Origin of the sequence: Draconibacterium halophilum (genome assembly GCF_010448835.1) — a bacterium.
GTDB lineage: Bacteria > Bacteroidota > Bacteroidia > Bacteroidales > Prolixibacteraceae > Draconibacterium > Draconibacterium halophilum.
Genome location: NZ_CP048409.1, coordinates 1,598,427 through 1,617,985, shown reverse-complemented (window position 1 = coordinate 1,617,985; position 19,559 = coordinate 1,598,427). Strand labels below are relative to the sequence as shown.

The 19,559-nt window shown below is 39.3% G+C and carries 20 protein-coding genes; 10 read left to right on the top strand and 10 right to left on the bottom strand.

Going from position 1 to position 19,559, the window contains the following annotated elements:
* Window positions 1-33 precede the first annotated feature (33 nt).
* From G0Q07_RS06570 to G0Q07_RS06545, 6 genes are all read right to left on the bottom strand, one after another.
* A complete protein-coding gene (locus tag G0Q07_RS06570) occupies window positions 34-1,014 on the bottom strand; it encodes a glycoside hydrolase family 43 protein (RefSeq protein ID WP_163345333.1) in 981 nt (326 codons plus the stop codon).
* A 46-nt stretch (window positions 1,015-1,060) separates the two neighbouring features.
* Window positions 1,061-2,167, bottom strand: coding sequence for a glycoside hydrolase family 43 protein (locus G0Q07_RS06565; protein ID WP_163345332.1), 1,107 nt, complete (start codon window positions 2,165-2,167; stop codon window positions 1,061-1,063).
* A 243-nt stretch (window positions 2,168-2,410) separates the two neighbouring features.
* Window positions 2,411-3,565: an aldose epimerase family protein gene (locus G0Q07_RS06560; protein ID WP_163345331.1), complete on the bottom strand. Its 1,155-nt coding sequence runs from the start codon at window positions 3,563-3,565 to the stop codon at window positions 2,411-2,413.
* A 28-nt stretch (window positions 3,566-3,593) separates the two neighbouring features.
* Complete coding sequence (locus tag G0Q07_RS06555; RefSeq protein ID WP_163344491.1) at window positions 3,594-4,391, bottom strand: IS982 family transposase; 798 nt, start codon at window positions 4,389-4,391, stop codon at window positions 3,594-3,596.
* A gap of 238 nt (window positions 4,392-4,629) precedes the next feature.
* A complete protein-coding gene (locus tag G0Q07_RS06550; RefSeq protein ID WP_203532683.1) occupies window positions 4,630-5,688 on the bottom strand; it encodes a glycoside hydrolase family 43 protein in 1,059 nt (352 codons plus the stop codon).
* 89 nt (window positions 5,689-5,777) lie between these two features.
* Window positions 5,778-6,413: a hypothetical protein gene (locus G0Q07_RS06545; RefSeq protein ID WP_163345330.1), complete on the bottom strand. Its 636-nt coding sequence runs from the start codon at window positions 6,411-6,413 to the stop codon at window positions 5,778-5,780.
* A gap of 657 nt (window positions 6,414-7,070) precedes the next feature.
* On the opposite strand from G0Q07_RS06545, the gene G0Q07_RS06540 reads away from it, so the two are divergent.
* Both G0Q07_RS06540 and G0Q07_RS06535 read left to right on the top strand, forming a co-directional pair.
* Window positions 7,071-7,736, top strand: a complete 666-nt coding sequence (locus G0Q07_RS06540; protein ID WP_163345329.1) for a BON domain-containing protein — start codon at window positions 7,071-7,073, stop codon at window positions 7,734-7,736.
* Window positions 7,737-7,765: 29 nt separating this feature from the next.
* Window positions 7,766-8,212 carry a plastocyanin/azurin family copper-binding protein gene (locus G0Q07_RS06535; RefSeq protein WP_163345328.1) on the top strand — a complete coding sequence of 149 codons (447 nt, stop codon included), beginning with the start codon at window positions 7,766-7,768 and terminating at the stop codon, window positions 8,210-8,212.
* 60 nt (window positions 8,213-8,272) lie between these two features.
* Here G0Q07_RS06535 and G0Q07_RS06530 read toward each other — a convergent pair whose 3' ends face one another.
* A complete protein-coding gene (locus G0Q07_RS06530; protein ID WP_163345327.1) occupies window positions 8,273-8,734 on the bottom strand; it encodes a hypothetical protein in 462 nt (153 codons plus the stop codon).
* Window positions 8,735-9,075: 341 nt separating this feature from the next.
* Here G0Q07_RS06530 and G0Q07_RS06525 point away from each other — a divergent pair, with 341 nt between their 5' ends.
* The 4 genes from G0Q07_RS06525 (at window position 9,076) to G0Q07_RS06510 (ending at window position 12,388) form a co-directional block, all read left to right on the top strand.
* Window positions 9,076-9,408, top strand: a complete 333-nt coding sequence (locus G0Q07_RS06525) for a LapA family protein (RefSeq protein WP_163345326.1) — start codon at window positions 9,076-9,078, stop codon at window positions 9,406-9,408.
* Window positions 9,409-9,636: 228 nt separating this feature from the next.
* Window positions 9,637-9,852 carry a general stress protein CsbD gene (locus tag G0Q07_RS06520; RefSeq protein WP_163345325.1) on the top strand — a complete coding sequence of 72 codons (216 nt, stop codon included), beginning with the start codon at window positions 9,637-9,639 and terminating at the stop codon, window positions 9,850-9,852.
* 133 nt (window positions 9,853-9,985) lie between these two features.
* Complete coding sequence (locus tag G0Q07_RS06515; protein ID WP_163345324.1) at window positions 9,986-12,013, top strand: copper-translocating P-type ATPase; 2,028 nt, start codon at window positions 9,986-9,988, stop codon at window positions 12,011-12,013.
* Window positions 12,014-12,031: 18 nt separating this feature from the next.
* Window positions 12,032-12,388, top strand: coding sequence for a SpoIIAA family protein (locus G0Q07_RS06510; protein WP_163345323.1), 357 nt, complete (start codon window positions 12,032-12,034; stop codon window positions 12,386-12,388).
* 214 nt (window positions 12,389-12,602) lie between these two features.
* On the opposite strand, the gene G0Q07_RS06505 is transcribed toward G0Q07_RS06510, so the two are convergent.
* The 3 genes from G0Q07_RS06505 to G0Q07_RS06495 form a co-directional block, all read right to left on the bottom strand.
* The gene (locus G0Q07_RS06505) at window positions 12,603-13,151 is read right to left on the bottom strand and encodes an FAD-binding oxidoreductase (RefSeq protein ID WP_163345322.1); all 549 of its coding nucleotides are present in this window, start codon (window positions 13,149-13,151) and stop codon (window positions 12,603-12,605) included.
* A 21-nt stretch (window positions 13,152-13,172) separates the two neighbouring features.
* A complete protein-coding gene (gene fumC, locus G0Q07_RS06500) occupies window positions 13,173-14,588 on the bottom strand; it encodes a class II fumarate hydratase (protein WP_163345321.1) in 1,416 nt (471 codons plus the stop codon).
* A gap of 69 nt (window positions 14,589-14,657) precedes the next feature.
* Window positions 14,658-14,984 (bottom strand): 4a-hydroxytetrahydrobiopterin dehydratase, encoded by a 327-nt coding sequence (locus G0Q07_RS06495; RefSeq protein ID WP_163345320.1) that lies wholly within the window; start codon window positions 14,982-14,984, stop codon window positions 14,658-14,660.
* Window positions 14,985-15,346: 362 nt separating this feature from the next.
* On the opposite strand from G0Q07_RS06495, the gene G0Q07_RS06490 reads away from it, so the two are divergent.
* The 4 genes from G0Q07_RS06490 to G0Q07_RS06475 all read left to right on the top strand — a co-directional run bounded on the left by G0Q07_RS06490 (window position 15,347) and on the right by G0Q07_RS06475 (window position 19,526).
* The gene (locus G0Q07_RS06490; protein WP_163345319.1) at window positions 15,347-16,306 is read left to right on the top strand and encodes an aldo/keto reductase; all 960 of its coding nucleotides are present in this window, start codon (window positions 15,347-15,349) and stop codon (window positions 16,304-16,306) included.
* A 617-nt stretch (window positions 16,307-16,923) separates the two neighbouring features.
* Complete coding sequence (locus G0Q07_RS06485; RefSeq protein WP_163345318.1) at window positions 16,924-17,529, top strand: hypothetical protein; 606 nt, start codon at window positions 16,924-16,926, stop codon at window positions 17,527-17,529.
* A 237-nt stretch (window positions 17,530-17,766) separates the two neighbouring features.
* The gene (locus G0Q07_RS06480) at window positions 17,767-18,810 is read left to right on the top strand and encodes an ATP-binding response regulator (RefSeq protein ID WP_163345317.1); all 1,044 of its coding nucleotides are present in this window, start codon (window positions 17,767-17,769) and stop codon (window positions 18,808-18,810) included.
* 68 nt (window positions 18,811-18,878) lie between these two features.
* Complete coding sequence (locus G0Q07_RS06475) at window positions 18,879-19,526, top strand: response regulator transcription factor (RefSeq protein WP_163345316.1); 648 nt, start codon at window positions 18,879-18,881, stop codon at window positions 19,524-19,526.
* The last annotated feature ends 33 nt before the right edge of the window (window positions 19,527-19,559 follow it).

The following is a 19,559-nucleotide window of genomic DNA, read 5'->3' as shown; positions in this document are numbered from 1 at the left end:
TAAAATATTAGTTGGTTTAAACTTGATTCAATATTACTCTATAGGCCGTGCCTTCACTCCTTCGAATGTAATTTTTACCGGTTTGATAAATCCCTCGTCATCAAAATACATGCGGTCGATACAGGTTTCGCGGTGGTTGCCGTCGGTTTCACCCAGCGGTCTGCGATGATAAACGATGTAATATTCGTCGGTTCCGGGAACATGAATTACCGAGTGGTGTCCGGCGCCTGTTGCTACATCCGGGTCCTGTTTCAGAATCTTTCCAACGCGTTCAAAAGGGCCAAATGGCGAGTCGGCAATGGCATAAGCCACGCTGTAATCCGGGCCGGTCCAGCCACCTTCGCTCCACATAAAATAATACTTGCCATTACGGATAAACATAAACGGGCCTTCCACATAACCTTCGGGCGTAACTTCTTTGAACGTTTCACCATCTTCAAAAGGAACAAAGCCTGTGAAATCGTCCTTTAGCTTAGCAATGTTACAATGACGCCAGCCACCATAAAACATGTAATACTGGCCGTCTTTATCGTGAAAAACAAACTGATCGATGGGTTGTGCCCCGTTGTAAAATTTATCGATCAGCGGTTTACCAAGGTAATCTTTAAATGGTCCTCCCGGAGTATCTGCAACACCAATTCCTATTCCGCCTTCTTCCTCATCGCTCTGAATATCATTGGCCGCAAAAAACAGGAAATATTTTCCGTCTTTTTCAATAATGGCCGGTGCCCACATGGCACGCCACGCCCACTTTACTTCTGTGGTATCAATAATTCGTTCATGCTTTTCCCAGGTCACCAAGTCTTTTGACGAGAAAGCATCCATAAAAACCTGTTCGTTGTATGGTGCCGAATAGGTTGGGTAAATCCAGTATTCATCGCCGAATACAATTCCTTCGGGATCGGCATACCAACCTTCAAACACGGGATTATGATTGTTGCCTGTTCTTTTTTGAGCTTGCGTACTCACCGACAACAAACCCGCACAAATAACAAATAATACAAAGTACTTCATATGATTTAAATTCTTAGTTTTCAAAGTCGCCCAAGCTTTCGCTCGCTTATTTTTCTGCTGTAGTTGGTCCGTGAACAACTAATTTCCCATCGGCGGTAATCTCCATCGGATCGATAAATACAACACGTTCATCACCTGTTTCCGATGTTCTTCCGTGGTAAACACAAATCATTGTTTCTCCATCAGGAGCTACAGTTACCGAGTTGTGTCCGGTGCCGGTTACAATTCCCCCCTGCTCAACATTTTTTTGCAAAACCGGGTTGTTATCGGCTTTTTGGAAAGGCCCCAGTGGCGAATCGGAAGTGGCATAACCCACTGCGTAATTCTTTCCGCCAAAATAGTTGGCCGAATACATAATGTAGTAGGTATCTTCATTTTTAAAGAGGTACGATCCTTCTGTCCAGCGGCGGTTTACCTCGCCAGAAGTTACCGAGCGGCTTTCCCATTCTGCCTGCTGATCGTCCATTTTTAACGGCGGACGCAACAACAGTTTAGGTTCAGCGATAATTCCCGAAAAATCAGGTTGCAGTTCCACACCATACACCCAGCTTTCTTCAATTTCATCGAACATACCTTTTTCGCGTGCCCAGTCGGCCACTTCGCTTTCAACAGGGTTCTTGTAACAACAACGCGAATAATACAGGTATACTTTATCGTTTTCGAACCAAAGATTTCCGTCGATTACCGGGTAGCCCGGATCAAAAATCGGACGATCGAACAAGTCAGTATACGGTCCGGTTGGATTATCGGCAACTGCCACACCAATACGGAAATTTTCTAATTCGTTGGTAGGATTTTCGCGCCAGTCGGCACTAAACAACAAATAAAATTTGCCGTCTTTTTCGTACAATTCAGGAGCCCAAAAATTGGCAATATTCCACGAGTCGGAAGTATTCCCCTGGTATATACGGCCTTCATCTTTCCAGTTTTTCAAATCTGACGAAGAATACATTTTAAAACCGTCGGTTACTCCGCCGGTTCCAATCATGTAGTACATTCCATCCGACGCTTTAAGAATGTATGGGTCACCAAATTCAACGGGTAAAGGATTTTCGATTTTTAGTTGCTTTTTCTCCGACTGACAAGCCGTAAAAAATGTCGTCAGCAGGAATAGCAAAACAAGAGAAAAGTTGCGAAAACGATTCTGTTTCATGATAGGTACGTGGTTTTAAGTTAAAAAATATCCACCTAACAAACTTCAATTGAATTTACCCGGTTGCTTTAGATCTGATCCACTTTTTTCGGGATATTCATCTGAAAAGTTGTTGGTTTCGGTATACATCGCTAAAATAAGTAAATCTAAGTCATTGGCAATAATTCCCTACCCGAAACCGGATTTTCCGCTTTCCGGCAGGGAAAAGTTACTTCCTTATGATTTGATTAATCTTCGAACATTTTATTGACTATCCGCTACACTAAATCGGTAAATACTCGATGTAGAATAAGTCTCTCCCGGATTTAAAATAATTGACGGGAAAGCCGGCTGGTTTGGTGAATCAGGAAAATGTTGTGTTTCCAAAGCAAACGACTCACGATAATCAAAGGTCTTTCCATATTTACCGGTATCTGCTCCATCCATAAAGTTTCCGCCGTAAAATTGAATGCCGGGCTCTTCTGTAAATATCTCCATTTTTCTTCCGCTTGCCGGCTCAACAACAATTGCCGCCAATGTCATTTCGCCATCAACGGGTTTATTCAGGGCAAAATTATGGTCGTAGCCCAAACCATTTTGCAGCTGTTCGTTTTCGCTTTGCAATGCCAAATCAGCACCAATAGCTTTTGCTTCTCTGAAATCAAATGGTGTTCCTTCAACAGGTACATTTTCTCCAAACGGAATTAATGTGGAGTCAACAGCAGTAAACTTATCAGCATTGATCGTCAACAAGTGATCATTGATCGTTCCGTTGGCTTCACCTTTCAGGTTAAAAAAGGCATGATTGGTTAAATTCACCGGAGTGCTCTTATCGGTTGTGGCTTTGTAGGCCATCTTAACCTCATTCTGCGGTGTAAGTGTATAAGTTACTTCTGCATTCAGATTTCCGGGATAGCCCATTTCTCCGTCTTTCGACAAATAGCTGAGAACAATGGAAGTGTCGTTCACTGCTTTTACATCCCAAACCACATTGTGAAAACCTTCGGGGCCGCCGTGTAAATGGTTAGGGTCATTGTTAATTGGTAGGGTATACTCTACATCATTCAAGGTGAATTTACCTTTTGCAATACGGTTTCCAACACGACCGATCAATGCTCCGTGAAATACTTCTTTGGCATTCAGGTAAGCATCAATTGACGGAAATCCGAGGACCACATCAGCCATTTCTCCGTTTTTGCCGGGTACCAGCAAACTAACTATTCGACCACCATAATTGGTTACAGCCATGGTGAGCTCTCCGTTTTTCAACTCGTACAAACCGGTTTCTTTACCGCCGATCGTAGCTTTAAAATCTGCTTCTTTAAGACTTCCGCAGATCAATTGCTCTGCTGGTTTTTGATTACAGGCAAAAGCAAGTGCCGCCAAGATTAATACTACAAATAAGTTTCTTGATTTCATTTTTATTAGTTGATACCCGTTGTGCGGTTTAAACTGCCAGGGCATATTTTAAATTATTAATTGGTTTACCGTTCTTTAAATTAATGTATTGCAGTAAAGTCACCGAAGTAACTTTTGTGAGTATTCTGACTGACAATCCAATAAGTGTTTTGGCGTAATTACGTTTAAGCATGAACTGGTCGCAAAGTTGAGAAAACAATGTTTCGATCCTTTTTCTAAACTTTTTAAAAACAGGTGGGTACAAAGTGTAAGCTTTTTGATTAGCCCGCATGGGGGTTTCCAGTTTAACGTTGCAGGAAGAAAACAGGTCAATTTGCTGAGAACTGGATAAATATCCTTTATCTCCCAGCAGGATACAATTGTTTAGCCCAGAATGCTTTACCTGCGACAGGTAATGAACATCATGGACACTAGCCTTGCTTAAGTCCATACTATGAAAAACCCCGTTTGCAGAGGTAAGCAAATGAAGCTTGTAGCCGTAATACCAGGTTTTATTAACAGCAGAATAGCCTTTGTTTGGTGCTGTCTCAAAGTTTTCTTTGCAAATCCTGCTGCGTTGTTCACGGGCGTTCTTGCAAACAGGGATGGGAATCGAATCAACCAGGAAACAGTCTTCTCCTGCATTGAGAAAGCCGGCTACAGTCTTGTTCAATTCTTCGATAAAAGGATAAAGGCGTTTTCTTCTGCGGTTAAAGTTGCTTCGGTCGATTAGGTTGGGAAAATCATCAGCATGTTCGCTTTTGATTTTAGCCCACAAAAAAGCTTCGCTGTCGATTCCGAGTGACTCGCCAGTAATAGAGAACGCAATAATTTGACAATCAGACATCTTTGGGCGGTTTCTATACGAATAGAAATTATCGAAAGAGTTGATGCGATTTTTAAATACAGATTTGGTAATGAGAAAGAATCTGTCGTAATTTGATTTCAAGTTATGCATAACAGAAGTAAAAATGTGGTGTTTTATACTTCTAAGATATTGAATATCATGATTATGCATAACTTTTTTTAGTTATAGATATTAATAAGGTTATTAACAAATTAAACCGCACAACGGGTTAGTTGATTTAATTTTGTTCTATTTCTACTTCTCCCGAGGGACGCTTTAATGGTTTTCCTGCCTTCACAGCATCCCCAAAATCAGGAGTTCCATCGGCGTTCCATGTAAAAGGCTGCATTCGCACATCGCGATCCCATCCGGGTTCTGTTGTTTTTTTCGTGTGATAAATAATCCAGTCTTCGGTACCATCCGGCGACTTTACAAACGAAACATGCCCCACTCCGTGAACAGAATCATTTCCTTCGAATACCGGACCTGTTTTAATCCAGCTTTCAGGATCGAGCGGATCGGCATCCGAGTCTTTAAGCTGTAACATTCCCTGACGGTATTCTTTCAGCCACGATTCACGACAGGAATAAATGATAAATACCTGATCATCATGCTTTAAAACCTGAGGACCTTCGTTCAGATTTAACGGACCACCGGTTTCCCAGCTTTCTTCGGGCGACGACAGCAAAACTCGCTTGCCTTTCAAGGTATATGGATTTTCCATTTCCTGAATAAAAAGGTGCTGCGAGGTAGCATCGGTATCCATTTGCTCCAGCCAGCCCGACCAGATGGCATACAGGTTACCTTTGAGTTTCATCACCGTCATATCAATGGCCCAAATGTTTTCTGAGACATCTTCCGGATTGTCGCCGGTATTTAACATTCCCATATCTTTATAGTCACTATAAACATTATCGTTTACCGAGCGCAAAACCCCTGCTCGCTGATGAATAAAAGGAGGTCCTGAAACGCCGGCAGCATAATAAACATACCAGTGGCCACCGATAAAATGAATCTCGGGTGCCCAAACGCAGTTACTGTTCCAGCCCGAAGCAGGTGCTTTCCAAATGTATTCTGCCTCATTTCTTTGTGTCATAATTTTTGAACTCGAAACAGCAATTCCATTGTTATTGGAAAAACAGTAAACATAATCGTTGCCCTGTTTTACCATCCACGGATCGGCACCGTCCCAAACAGGATTGGTAAACGATGTTTCTACCGAATCAGTTTCGCTTGGTAAATTTTCGCTTTTTCCATACGCAGCAAACGTGGCCAGCAAGAATAATATTATATACATTTTTGGTTTCATTTTTATTCCTCTACAATAATAAGGAACAATTATTCACCCCATTAACGTTATTTACTATTTTTTTAAATGTGAACTAATTACAAACGGTAAAATTCTTCCCATCCATTACGTGGAGGCTGTGCCTGTAACAAGTCATTTGCCAAAGTACTGTTGGTTATTTTTTTGGTATCACGATCAAATTTTAATTTGGTTTTTAAACGCCGTGCCAACGTTCCCAAAACAAATACCTGGCTAAATGGCACCGAGACCTCAAACAACAAACGTGTTTTCTCTTCGCCTTTACAAGCCAGTACAAAATTCTTAAAATGGCTTGAAGTACTTTCCGGCACTTCAGGAAGATGCGTCATCAGTTTTTCAGCCTTTTTCGAAGAAAGCATTGATAATATACTACCGTGTGAACCTCCTTTAAAGTTCAGATCTTTGCTATAAATAATTTTACCCGGATTCAGTTTGCGTTGTTCAATTTGGCCGTTACTGGCTGCAGGAATATCGGCCATCATTTCCGATTCTCCATAATTCTCCGGTAACTCAGGTTGGTTTTCTACTCCATTATACCAGCTTATTGTGAGCGGCAGTATTCCTTTCCTTTTCAGAAATTTAAAATCGAGCGTGGTTGCCAGCGGATAAAACAAGGGATTATGTCCTTCAATTATAATCGGATCAACTTCGTAAGGCAAACCCAGATCGAGAAACTCGTGATTTCCCTGCGACATAGCCTGAATCGTTATTGGGAAATGCGAAAAATCAGGTTTTCCAACAACACTACTTCGAAAGATTAAAATCGATAATTTTTTATACGCAGAATATGATCATTATTTTTCAGGTCAAATCCTTTTCCAAAAATATTAGTTATCGTATTTTGCGTTCTGCCTATCCCAACACTCCTGGCAACAAATAAAACACGGCAATACAAATAATGCGGAGCAATCCACGGACGCGAAACAAGGAACATCACATCGGTAGTAGTGTACCGTGGCAGCCATTTTATAAGAACATACAACTACACGTAGTAAAACAAATTCCAAAATGCAAAAGTCCACAAAACGGCAAGCAGAAGATATTGTGTAAGCATAACGAGTCGGTTCTTTTGTTCTGGTTCAGGTAGGATTATGAGCAGGGAATGACAATGCCGGTAACACAAGAAACAGTGCTGAACCCGACACTATTCCCCATCCTGTTGAAATATTACACAGTTAGCGGCCATTCTTTCCACAACACTACCGGTACCTAAATGCCTATCGACAAACAGAAGCAACATAACAAATTGACAACCTGACACTTACCAATCAGAAAGAATATACTTGTATATTACCCTTAAATGGTACAGATATAGTAGTCTATTAAATTAGAACATAAAAAACAGAACTATTATGAAACCATTACCGGAAGAAATTATTAAGAAAAACATTATTGACAGATTAACGAATAACGATGCAGTAAATATCAACAACATACATGTAAGTATTACCGATGGATTCGTTCAGCTTCAGGGGCACGTACCAAGTTACAGTGCAAAAATTGAAGCACTTCGCGATGCTACCGAAGCTGCCAAAGATTTTAATGTGGTTAACGAACTGCAGGTCAATTTTCAACCCAACCAACCGACCGTTTCCGATAAGGAGATTACAGAGAATATTCATCAGTATTTTAAATGGCAAAAAAGCATCAACCCAACAAGTGTAAAGGTAGAGGTTGATAATGGCAAAGTAGTATTGTCGGGGCAGGTAGAAAACGAAAGCGAAAGCATTGCAGCCGAAAAGATTGCATCCTCTACTAAAGGAGTAATTGATATGGATAATCAAATACGCGTAGCACCCAAAAAGGTAAGTAACGACACACACATTCAACAGGCTTTGAAAGAAGCCTTTGAAAAAAGTGCCCTAATTGACGAGCACAAAATTGTAACAGAAGTAGAGAAAGGAGTGGTTTACATTTCGGGATGTGTGGCCAACGATCCAATCCGGAAAGAAATTGAAGATCAGGTGGTAAACACCAAAGGAGTAAACAAGGTAGTCAACAAAATAACCGTGGGATAAACGATCGCATAAATAAAATATTTAATACCATGAAACAGATAAAAAAAGTGGCTCTGGCTATGCTGCTCGTTTTTTTTGCAGCAAATGTATGGGCCCAACGAGAAATTAAAATGGAGGGACACGATAATCTTCGTTTTACTGTTGAAACCATTAAAGCATCACCAGGCGAGAAACTCAAAATTACCCTGACAACAGTTAGTAGCATCGACAAAAGTCAAATGGCACATAACTGGGTACTCTTAAAAAAAGGAACCGACGGGATGAACTTTGTAACCAAAGGACTTCAACATGCTGATAATGATTATATCGATCCCGCTCTTGAAGGAAAAGTAATTGCCAAAACCGAAATGTTGGGCGATGGAGAAACTGACTCAATCGTATTTAATGTTCCCGATGAAAAAGGAACTTACGAATATGTATGTACGTTTAAGGCACACTACCAGGCCGGAATGAAAGGGCAGTTAATGGTTCAGTAATAAAAAATGCCCTGGCGCATATTAAAATCGCCAGGGCATTTTTTATTGTTTTGTTATTTCTTACTTATTATCTTCAAAGAATGCAGCAACACTTTCCTTGAAATTTTCGGTATCGTGTTTTAGCTCTTCCTTAAATTCTTCCCAGTTTTGCGCACCATGTTCCTGAGCTTCGTTTACCTGAACTGCTAACGAGTCGCGTTTAACTTTGAGCTCTTCTACCAAATTTTTCGTTTCGGTACTTACCTGTTTGGTACCTTGCTTTAATTGGTCTTCATAAATGTAAAGCTGTTCGTTAAAATCTGTAATTGCAGAATCAACTTCCTTTTTTAATTCTTCTTTCTCTTTTTCTAAAATAGCATTAACATCCTCTTGAACCTCCTGCAGATCTTCTGCCAGTTCTTCTTTATTGTTGTCTTGCTTATTTGAAGAATTACACGAAATAATTGTAACAGAAAGTAAAAGAATAAATATCCAGCTTAACTGTTTCGTAAATGTTTTAAATGTGATGTTTTTCGTTTTCATATAAATAGTTTTTAATTGAACATTAAAGGTTTATGAAAATACTATGCCATCCATAAATTGTTGGTTATTCGTACCTTAAAGGCACCTTTTTAAGTGAATTTTTTCCACACTATTCTATAATTTTCTACAACCGGCAATATTCTTATCTAAAGTATAAAAACGGGAAACACTTCTAAAAACCTGTATTTACAGCTATTTCTGCTGAATTAGTATAACCGTTTAAGCCGGGCACACGTATTGTTTACATAAAGCATGTACACGATTTACAAATAAAGTGAAGTTGCACACACTGATCCCCGCTCGCTGCAGACTTGAGAACTACGAATTAAAAACATATTACCATGCAAAAAACATTTATAGGAATATTGCTCGTCATTCTGGCCGTTGTATTATTCGCCTTAAACAATTCATCAGTAGTCAGCATGAATTTTTGGAAATGGAACATCGAATCTAATTTATCGCTTGTTCTGATAATAGCTGTTACGTTTGGAGCCATGACCAGCTATTTTTTGTCGCTCCCTTATCGGGCAAGAAAAAACCACGAAATAAGAAACAAGGAGAAAACAATTAAAGGGCTCGAGAATCAAGTTCGTCACCTGGAAAACAAAAACAAACAAGCTGTTGAAGTTAAAAGCGATGAGCAAAAATTAAGTGATGCTTCTGCAAAATTATAACACAAAACTACCACATTATCAGCAATTATAAATTGTGCCTTTTTTCCGCATAATGCGACATCTTTCTACACTGAACTATACGCAGTCAGCTTTTGGCTGCAGCGCTTTGAATTGCATTAGGCTTGGTATACAAGCCGCACAGGACGTTTTCAAAATATCATCTGTCAATACTATTTATTGGCACGTTTCTGGACTACAAGTGAATGAAGCGAATTAAAACTTTTAATTATGAGAACAAATAATTCAATTGAAAACAACTGGTCGGTTATTAAACTCGGGTTAAAAGAGAAATACCCACAGTTATCAAAAGAAGACCTAACATATATTGACGGTTACGAAAATGAATTTCTGCATAACCTGGAGCTAAAATTAGGTATGAATCGCGAGCAATTAACAACAATACTTCATAGCCTGATTCCCATTGAACGCACCGAGAAGGCTTAAGAAGTAGCTGAAGTACTACCCATCCCTACCGCTCTTCAGTAACGGCCGCTAAAACAATTCAACAAAAGGAAGAATCCTGTGGCCATAAAAAACGCTACAATCAAAAAATGCCGTAGGACGAAAACAAGCAAGTATGGATTCAAACAACAAAAAGCATAATCATTCCTCACATAACGGTCATAACGATAACCACGATAAAGGCCACCACAATCATATTGAACACCATAAACATATGATTGCTGATTTTCGTAAACGATTCTGGATTTCAGCGATTATAACCATTCCGATACTTATTTTATCGCCACTTATTCAACAAATAATTGGTTATGAAATTGAGTTCAGTTTTGATAGTTACATCTTGTTTGTGCTATCGGCCATTATATTCTTTTATGGTGGATGGCCTTTTCTTACCGGTTTAGCAGACGAATTGAAGAAAAAACAGCCGGGAATGATGACACTTATTGCAGTGGCAATTACTGTGGCTTTTGGATATAGTACCGCCACTACTTTTGGGTTAAAGGGAGATTCATTTTTTTGGGAACTGGCCACCTTAATCGATATCATGCTGCTGGGACACTGGATCGAAATGAAATCGGTGGTAAATGCTTCCGGTGCACTTCAAAGCCTGATTGATTTAATGCCTACCGAGGCACATTTATTTGAAGATAATAATACCCGCGATGTAAAAATCGATCAACTTAAATCAGGCGACACCGTTTTGGTTCGCCCCGGGGAGAAAATTCCGGTGGATGGAAAAATAGTTGAAGGGAAAAGCAATATAAACGAATCGATGGTAACCGGAGAATCGAAACCGGTTAGCAAAACCCAAAATGATAAAGTAATTGGCGGAACGGTAAACGGAAACAATTCGCTAAAAATCACCGTTGAGCAGGTGGGTGAAGAAGCTTATCTGAACAAAGTAATTCAGATGGTTCGCGAAGCGCAAAGCAAAAAATCGAAAACGCAACATCTGGCAGATAAAATTGCATTTTGGCTAACCATTATTGCATTAACAGTTGGTTTTGGCACACTCACAACCTGGTTGGTGCTGGGCAAATCTTTTGTTTTTGCGCTCGAACGTATGGCCAGTGTTATGGTAATTACCTGCCCGCACGCTCTTGGTCTTGCAGTTCCTTTGGTTGTGGCTATTTCCACATCGGTTTCGGCAAAACAGGGGTTACTTATTCGTAACCGCACTGCTTTCGAAAATTCGCGCAAAGTTTCTGTTGTGGTCTTTGATAAAACCGGCACACTTACTAAAGGAAATTTTGGCGTAACCCGTTTTAAGAGCTTGTCAGATTCGTATACCGACCAAGAAATACTAGCCATGTCGGGAGCTTTGGAAGCCGAATCGGAACATCCTTTGGCCGACGGGATTCTGCGTAAAGTTAAAGAGGAAGATATTGAAGTCCCTAAGGTTTCAGATGTGGAAACCATTACAGGAAAAGGAATTACTGGAAATGTTGATGGTACAAAAGTTAAGGTTGTTAGTCCCGGATACCTGGAAGAAAATGATATTGAAATTCCAAAAAAGGAAAAAACCGATACAGTGGAAACAATAGTTTTTGTATTGGCAAACGACAAACTGGCCGGTGTTATCGCACTTGCCGACGAGATTAGAGAAGAATCTTTTGAAGCAGTAAAAATGCTCAAAAAGAAAGGCCTTAAATTGTATATGATGACCGGCGACAATATAAATGTTGCCAAAAAAGTAAGCAATAAACTACAACTCGACGGCTACTTTGCAGAGTTGCTGCCGGATCAGAAATTGGACAAACTGAAGATCTTTCAGGATGAAGGTGAATTTGTTGCCATGACAGGTGATGGAATAAACGATGCTCCGGCACTGGCAGCTGCCGATGTTGGTATTGCAGTAGGTTCGGGTACCGATGTGGCGGCAGAAACAGCCGACATTGTTTTAGTAAACAGCAATCCTAAAGATATTTATTCGTTGCTGGAGTTCGGAGAAAAAACCCATCGCAAAATGATTCAAAACTTCATTTGGGCCACGGCTTATAATGTTGTTGCTATTCCGCTCGCTGCAGGAGTATTAATCAGTAAAGGAATAATGATTAGTCCGGCGTTGGGAGCAGTACTAATGAGCTTAAGTACCATAATAGTAGCCATAAATGCACAACTATTGAAGGAAGGAATTAAGTAACACTAAAATCAAATTACTATGTTTAAAATAATAGATCTTACAAAACGCGAACTAATTGCCATTGAAGTTGAAGGCAAATTAACAAAAGCTGATTACGATAAAATTACTCCGCTTATTGATAAAGCGGTTAAAGATTTTGGTAAGGTTAAACTTTATATCCAGTTAAATAATTTAGATGGAATAGCACCAGGAGCATTTTGGGAAGATGTAAAAACTTACCTGAAACATTTTAATCACATGAAAAAAATTGCGGTTGTTGGGAAATCGCGTTGGGAGAAATTGTGGTCAGATCTGGCTGCGCCATTTATTTCAGGAGAGGTAAAATATTTTGAATTTACGGCCATTGACGAAGCCCGGGAATGGGTTAAAGATTAATACATCAATATCAATTGTTGTTTAACCGGTTGCGGCATTCAATTACCCAACCGGTTTTTTATGCAAAAAAAAATGCCGGAATGCGGCATTTTTTACTTTTAAAGACTAATATTAACCAGGTCGTCTCCGGCCCCCAGTTCTTTTAGGTAGCCCTTAATTTCATCTGCAAAATTTTCGGGGCCGCACAGGTAAAATGGCTGATCGAAATCCTCAATCATATTTTTAAGAAATGCTTTATCAATCCTTCCGTAGAAATAAGGTTCCTTTTTTCCTGTGTTAACACGTTCATAAAATTGTCTCCCAAAATTCGCTTAAACTCATCATCAAGAAAAATATCAGCTTCCGTTTTGTTTGAAAATAGTAGTCGGCTTCCTCCTACCTTTCCATCGGCTTCCATTTGTCGCAACAATGCAATAAACGGAGTTACACCGGTTCCTCCGGCAATAAAAACACCCGGACCTTTATTTTTAAACGAATCCCACGGATCAGAAATAACCATGTGATCTCCTTTTTCCAGTTTTGATAGTGCCAATGTTATTCCTTCGTGTTTTGGATATGCTTTTATGGTGAATTCCAAATGCTCATGCTTATTCAAACTTGTAAATGTAAACGGAGCCCATTGATCTTTAAATTCAGGATTATCGAGCGTTACTTCGGCAGCCTGGCCAGCGCTATACGAAAATCCCTTTGGTTTTCTCAGGGTAAATTGCATAACATTATGTGTTAACCACTTTTTTTGTATTATCTCTAATTTGTGTTCCATACTTGCTGTTTTATCAATTAATTATTTGTTCTTTTTGGCAGCAACATTCGGGCTTGTCATTTCTCCCGGTTTCACCCATTTATCAAACTGTTCTTCCGTTACCAACTCCAATTGAACTGCTGCTTCTTTCAGGCTACATTTTTTTGTATGGGCATATTTAGCAATTAGTGCTGCCTTATCGTAGCCAATATGAGGCGTTAAAGGGGTTACCAACATCAACGAATTATTTACATGCGATTTAATTTTTTCAGTGTCAGGTGCTATTCCAAACAAACAATTTGTATTGAACGAATTGCAGGCATCTGCCAGCAATGTTGCCGATTCCAAAAAATTGGCAATAAGAACAGGCTTAAAAACATTCAGTTGAAAATGCCCGTAAGAATTGGCCACCGAAATAGTTGTATCGTTACCAATAACCTGCGTACAAACCATTGAAAGCGCTTCAATTTGTGTTGGGTTTACTTTACCCGGCATAATTGACGAACCGGCTTCGTTTGCCGGAATTTTTAATTCGCTGATTCCGGCTCTCGGCCCCGAAACCATTACCCGTAAATCGTTTACTATTTTCAGTAAACTAACGGCCAATTGCTTTAAGGCGCTGTGCGATTGTACAAAAGCATCGTGCCCCGCAATTAAGGCAAACTTATTTTTGGCTTTTGTAAACGGCAATCCTGTTTCTTCGCTTATTTTGTCAACTATTTCATCATCAAAACCTACCGGCGAATTCAATCCAGTTCCAACAGCAGTTCCTCCCAAAGGCAACTCCTGCAAATCGGGCAATGTCTTTTTCAACGCATTTATCCCTTTTTCAATTTGGGTTGAATAAGCCGAGAATTCCTGTCCTAAAGTAATCGGCACCGCATCCATAAAATGAGTTCTGCCAATTTTCACAACCGAATTAAATTCCTCCGATTTCCTGTTAAAAGTATCGTGAAGCTCTTTAAGGGCCGGCAACAGAGAACCTGTCAGCTTTTTATAGGCAGCAATGTGCATGGCTGCCGAAAAAGTATCGTTTGATGATTGCGATTTATTAACATCATCGATTGGATGTAACTCAATGTTTTTCCATTGAAAATCATTTTCTGTTAGCTGTTTTACCCGATTGGCGATCACTTCGTTACAATTCATGTTGGTATGCGTGCCCGAGCCGGTTTGCCAAATTACCAACGGAAAATGGTCTTTTAGTTTACCGGCCAAAATCTCGTCACAGGCTTGTTCAATCAGCTGTTTTTTGTTGGTCGATAAAATTCCGAATTTATGATTACTTCTGGCGGCAGCCTTTTTTATAATCGCAAAAGACTCAATAATCTCTTTAGGCATCGATGCTTCAGTACCAATCCTGAAATTCTGCAACGATCGTTGTGTATGCGCTCCCCAAAGTTTTTTCTCAGGTACATTTATTTCTCCCAGTGTGTCTTTTTCAACGCGATATTTCATGATTCTGTCTTTTTTCCTTTTTTCTAACTTACATTCAAATCATTTCTCAATTTTGGCTCTATATGGTATTTAAATATCATCTATTTTTGCAGCCAGAATAAAGTCGTTGGGCGACAAACCTCCAATATTGTGTGTACTAATTTCTACGTCAACCGATCCATAATGAACACCCAAATCGGGGTGATGATCTTCTTCATCGGCTAGCTTTGCAATTTTTTGAGCAAATGCAATGGCTTCGTTAAAATCCTCGCAAGAAAAACTCTTTCTAATCTTCTTGTTTTCCACAACTTCCCAGTCGCCGTTTATTTTCTCTTTAAAATGCTTAATCTCTTCAGTATTTAAAGGTTTTGTTTCCTTTTCGCACGGTGTACAATGCTTTTCTTTTAATTCACTCATAGTCTGTATATTTTTCCCCAGGAAAATACCTGGTTTATTTATGTGATGAAAATAATGTGCCATAACCAAAACAACTGATAATCAACACCTCCTATAACTGCAAGCGGGTACTATTTCCACAGATTGTGAAATGTTACCCCAACCGGAAACCACACTGGTGTAATCCACGAACGTAGCATCAAGAAGAACATCCTAGTTTTATGCTCTGGCGTTCAGTTTAATTTTGCGGGAATTACGGTGAATTTCTCCTTCAACGCACGATGTCTAAAAGCTAAGTTGAACTAACAGTTCTATCAATTGTTTGTATATTGTTCCGTCAACAATAACCAACGTTTTATACCAACAAAATCTAATATCAAATCATGGAAAAGAAATCGAACAAAAAAGATCAATCAAATGGAATTCAGCGCCGCGAGTTTATTCGCGCAGGTGCAACCTTTGCTGCCGGTGCCGGATTAATGGGCCTGGGAACTTCCAGTGTATTTGGAGCTAATAGTAACTCCTTTGCACAAACAGCAATTGAGAACGTAAGCTTGAACAACGGAGTACAAATGCCAATTTTAGGATTTGGCACGCTCTATCTGAACGGCGAAATGGGAGCGCAATGTGTAGCCGATGCCATTTCGTTGGGTTACCGGCTTATCGACACAGCCACCGTTTATGGCAACGAAGAAGCAGTAGGCGCCGGCATTAAAAAAAGTGGAATCGACCGCAATAAATTGTTTGTCACCTCGAAAGTTTGGGTTGACGACTCAGGATATGAAAACGCTAAAAAGGCCTTTCAAACATCCATCGACAAATTGGGCACCGACTACCTCGATCTTTACCTCATCCACCGCCCACGTGGCGATGTAAAAGGCTCGTGGAAAGCCATGGAAGAGTTACATAAAGAGGGTAAAATTAAAGCCATAGGTATCAGCAACTTTGAAGATCACCAGATTGATGAGTTATTGAAATATGCTACCATAAAACCTGCCGTAAACCAGATTGAAACGCATGCTTTCTTCCAGCAAAGTAAGGCCCGGAAATCCTTGCTGGATTATGGCGTACAAATGGAAGCCTGGTCGCCGCTGGCACAAGGACGCAACGGATTGTTTACTAACGAAACGCTGGCAGCCATTGGCAAAAAGTATAACAAAAACAATGCGCAGGTAAGTTTAAGGTGGCATTATCAGCGCGGTATTGTTGCCATACCTCGTTCATCGCAAAAGGCACATATGATGGAGAACCTCAATATTTTTGATTTTGAACTGGATGACACGGATATGAAAACCATTGCCGCATTGGATTTGGCTAAAACCCAGTTTCCGGAGTGGGAATAGTTACCCAGCACTACAATATTTTAAAAAGCGGAGCCATATGGTTCCGCTTTTTTTAGACTACTAACCTGAATTCGCCTATAAAATAACTCACAGCTTTCGCTAATTTTAGTCAGAAAATTTCACCGGTTTTCAACTTACTACCTATAAGTAAAGTATGGGCAACCTACTAATGCAAAACAACATATACGCAAGACAACTTCTTGTATCATATAAAACATCAAGTAGACGATGAATAGCTGAAATATTTGCATCCTTCTTTAACTTGTTCGGATATTGTACAGCATCGAGAGTTTTATAGTCATTTTTGATTTCCCATTCTTCAAAATCTATATACTTCTTAAAGTAACGAAGTTAGCATCACCACAAAACCACTTAGGAAAAGAAATTACAAGGGTTTTACAACATGGTGTAAAGTTAGTTTACAATTTTTCTGAATACTTTTTGGGTAGTTCGCACCCCACAAATCAGCAACAACTATTCAATAAGCGATCCCAAACTCTTTAATTTTACAAGAGTAGGTGTTAGTATATCATTAAATCAAAACAGGTTCTTTATATTTCAGTAAGCATTTCAAACCCATTGCTTACTGCACTTTAAGACCTCACATTAGTTTGCCTATGAAAACACTTTTAATAATAACTGTTTTTAGTCTGATTTCATTGGGAACATATGCCCAATGGTCCAACAAGTCTGCTGTTCCAAAAACACATAATTTATATTCCTCGGGAGAATATGTTGTTGGCAAGCAGCAGGCCGGTAATATTGGTCTCAACTATACGTATAACAATAAATATACAATTAGTGTTGGGTATACGGCCAGCTTCAAATCAACAGTCACGCCTTCTGCCGAATTCTTAAAATCGGGCATAAACCTAACACCTATTAATTCATCCGAACCATTCGAGAATACCGAGAATTTGCACATGATGGTCGGTCGGATTTTTGATCTCAATCAAAAAAGGAGCATACGTATTATTGTTCAAGGCGGTCCCGGGATCTCCACATTTCGCGAACCGGAATTCAATCTAATTCGTTCAGGCAATCAATATAATTTTGAAACAAAAACTGCTAAAAAGCTAAGTCTGGTTTTGAATCCGAAAATAGAAATACCATTATACTCTAGCGTTGGATGCTCTGTAGGCCCGATGTTGGTTGTAAACAGCAACCAAACATATATAGGAGCAGGAATTGGAATTATGTATGGCTTGATTAGAAACCAGTAAACAAAACATTATTGCCATTCTTTCCAACCGTAACCAACACACCGTAACCTAATTACTCTGTTTTCATCTACACATCCCAGCCACCACTCAGCAATTAACTGACATTTTGTTAAGTATTTATAACCTGTTTACTTCATAAATTCCGAAGCATTTGCTATCTTTAGAACAATTGACGTTTTAAAGTAAAACCCTAAGTGATTTTTCATTATGTTAGTATCAAACAATGAAATGGAATTTATGAAAAAAATCCTGGCAATCGATGATAATAGCATCAACCTGGAACTTATTTCGCAAATTGTAAAAGTATATTACCCCGATTTTAAATTTATGGGCGCATTAAGTGGCCAGGATGGTATAAGCATTGCTCAGAAGGAAAATCCCGACCTGATACTTTTGGATATTATGATGCCTGACCTTGACGGGTATGAAACCTGCAAGTTGTTAAAGAAGCACAACAGAACAAAACAAATACCAATTATAATGGTATCGGCATTGGGACGCGATAGTGTTGAACGCACCAAAGGGCTGAATGCAGGAGCTGATTCGTTTATTTCAAAACCATTTGATCAGATTGAATTAAAAGCACAAATAAACGTTGCTCTCCGCATAAAATCGTACCAATTACAACTCAAAAAGTTAAACTCCGAAATTACGCTGGTTGAAGAACGAGAAAGAAGACGGATAGCTGATAACCTCCACGATAGTTTGGGACAAACTCTGGGACTGGCATTTATGAACCTGTCTGCTATTGATATTGAGCTGTGTTCACCGGATATAAAAAACACACTTAAATTTACCTCTAAGTTGCTTAATAAGGCCATCGAGGAGTCGCGGAGATTAACCTATGATTTAAGTCCGCCAATACTTTATGAACTGGGATTACTGCCCGCCATCCAGTGGAAATTAGAACAATTCGAAAAAGATTCTAATATTACCACAAAACTCATCGCTGAGAAAAAAAACACAAAACTCAGTAAAGAGAATAATATTTTTCTGTACCGAACAGTTGGGGAGCTACTTACAAACATTTCCAAACATGCTGAAGCCACTGAAGTAGCTGTAAGACAATCAACGAATAACGGGATGTACTGTATTTCTGTAGAAGACAATGGCGTTGGAATAGACAAATCGCAAATGAAACCCATTTCAAACAAAGGTGGTTTTGGATTGTTAAGTATTGAAGAACGAATTGAAAGTTTAAATGGAACTTTTAATATTGAGGCTTTGCCAAAAGGAACAAAAGCCGAAATTGAAATACCTTACTCCCTTGATCATAATTAGTCTAATAATAACAGGTTTAAATAGTACCTTACTACCCGATTTGCTATTTAACAGAAAACAAAAAAGAAATGAAAATAAAGGTTATAGTTGCTGACGATCACCAACTTTTTAGAGAAGGTTTAGTAAACCTCTTACATTCGGCTGACAATATAGAAGTAATTGCCCAGGCCGAAAACGGACAAGAAGCAATAGACAAAGTAGAAGCATTTAAACCCGATGTGCTTTTGGTTGATATTGCCATGGAGAAAGTAAATGGTATTGAAGCTACCCGAATTTTAAAATCAAAAATGCCGGAAGTAAAAATCATTGCCGTATCGATGCACTCTGACAAACAATATGTAAAAGGAATGCTGGAAGTAGGTGCCGACGGATACCTATTAAAGAACTGTACCTACCGGCAACTTACCGATGCAGTAAACTCGGTTCACGATGGTAAAAAATTCCTGAGCGAAGACATTACTGAAATTGTTATTAACGGATACCTAAATTCGAATGCCGATGAAAACGATTCTTACTCTAATCTTTCCGACCGGGAAAAAGAAATTTTCCTGCTCTTTGCCGAAGGAAAATCAACACGCGAAATTGGCGACAAACTTTTTATCAGCGTAAAAACCGTTGGTACGCACAAGCAAAATATTCTTGAAAAGCTTGAACTAAAAACCAACTCCGACCTTGTAAAATATGCCTTAAAAAAAGGCTTAATCCAGCTTGACTAAGAATGATTAGTGCTTAAAAATAAACAACCTGAA

Coding starts and splice junctions, on each gene's coding strand:
- G0Q07_RS06570 (WP_163345333.1), bottom strand. CDS start 1,014: ATGAAGTACTTTGTATTATTTGTTATTTGTGCGGGTTTGTTGTCGGTG.
- G0Q07_RS06565 (WP_163345332.1), bottom strand. CDS start 2,167: ATGAAACAGAATCGTTTTCGCAACTTTTCTCTTGTTTTGCTATTCCTG.
- G0Q07_RS06560 (WP_163345331.1), bottom strand. CDS start 3,565: ATGAAATCAAGAAACTTATTTGTAGTATTAATCTTGGCGGCACTTGCT.
- G0Q07_RS06555 (WP_163344491.1), bottom strand. CDS start 4,391: ATGTCTGATTGTCAAATTATTGCGTTCTCTATTACTGGCGAGTCACTC.
- G0Q07_RS06550 (WP_203532683.1), bottom strand. CDS start 5,688: ATGTATATAATATTATTCTTGCTGGCCACGTTTGCTGCGTATGGAAAA.
- G0Q07_RS06545 (WP_163345330.1), bottom strand. CDS start 6,413: ATGTCGCAGGGAAATCACGAGTTTCTCGATCTGGGTTTGCCTTACGAA.
- G0Q07_RS06540 (WP_163345329.1), top strand. CDS start 7,071: ATGAAACCATTACCGGAAGAAATTATTAAGAAAAACATTATTGACAGA.
- G0Q07_RS06535 (WP_163345328.1), top strand. CDS start 7,766: ATGAAACAGATAAAAAAAGTGGCTCTGGCTATGCTGCTCGTTTTTTTT.
- G0Q07_RS06530 (WP_163345327.1), bottom strand. CDS start 8,734: ATGAAAACGAAAAACATCACATTTAAAACATTTACGAAACAGTTAAGC.
- G0Q07_RS06525 (WP_163345326.1), top strand. CDS start 9,076: ATGCAAAAAACATTTATAGGAATATTGCTCGTCATTCTGGCCGTTGTA.
- G0Q07_RS06520 (WP_163345325.1), top strand. CDS start 9,637: ATGAGAACAAATAATTCAATTGAAAACAACTGGTCGGTTATTAAACTC.
- G0Q07_RS06515 (WP_163345324.1), top strand. CDS start 9,986: ATGGATTCAAACAACAAAAAGCATAATCATTCCTCACATAACGGTCAT.
- G0Q07_RS06510 (WP_163345323.1), top strand. CDS start 12,032: ATGTTTAAAATAATAGATCTTACAAAACGCGAACTAATTGCCATTGAA.
- G0Q07_RS06505 (WP_163345322.1), bottom strand. CDS start 13,151: ATGGAACACAAATTAGAGATAATACAAAAAAAGTGGTTAACACATAAT.
- fumC (WP_163345321.1), bottom strand. CDS start 14,588: ATGAAATATCGCGTTGAAAAAGACACACTGGGAGAAATAAATGTACCT.
- G0Q07_RS06495 (WP_163345320.1), bottom strand. CDS start 14,984: ATGAGTGAATTAAAAGAAAAGCATTGTACACCGTGCGAAAAGGAAACA.
- G0Q07_RS06490 (WP_163345319.1), top strand. CDS start 15,347: ATGGAAAAGAAATCGAACAAAAAAGATCAATCAAATGGAATTCAGCGC.
- G0Q07_RS06485 (WP_163345318.1), top strand. CDS start 16,924: ATGAAAACACTTTTAATAATAACTGTTTTTAGTCTGATTTCATTGGGA.
- G0Q07_RS06480 (WP_163345317.1), top strand. CDS start 17,767: ATGAAAAAAATCCTGGCAATCGATGATAATAGCATCAACCTGGAACTT.
- G0Q07_RS06475 (WP_163345316.1), top strand. CDS start 18,879: ATGAAAATAAAGGTTATAGTTGCTGACGATCACCAACTTTTTAGAGAA.